Here is a 225-nt window from a genome sequence, read left to right as displayed (position 1 = left end):
AAAAAACTAAGGCGAGTCCACTTCCTACCCGGAGGTGAGACAAGTAAAAACCAGCTGGTCATGATACGACCCAGAGCTCTTCTCTTGTTAATTCAAGGGTGTGAAACTCATTTGGGTTGTATGGTTAAGTGACCAAGCGTATACGGTGGATGCCTTGGCAGTCAGAGGCGATGAAGGACGTAATAACTTGCGAAAAGCGTTGGCGAGCTAGTAATAAGCATTTGA

1 rRNA gene is annotated in these 225 nt (G+C 45.8%); it reads left to right on the top strand.

Annotated elements, in window-relative coordinates:
• Positions 1–122: 122 nt before the first annotated feature.
• Positions 123–225, top strand: a 23S ribosomal RNA gene (locus H5185_RS22655); the annotation flags it as partial.

The sequence above is a fragment of the Shewanella sp. SG44-6 genome (genome assembly GCF_014164185.1).
In the GTDB taxonomy this organism is placed as follows: Bacteria; Pseudomonadota; Gammaproteobacteria; order Enterobacterales; family Shewanellaceae; genus Shewanella; species Shewanella vesiculosa.
The sequence above is the reverse complement of the archived record's forward strand: the minus strand, read 5'-3'. Positions and strand labels throughout refer to the sequence as shown.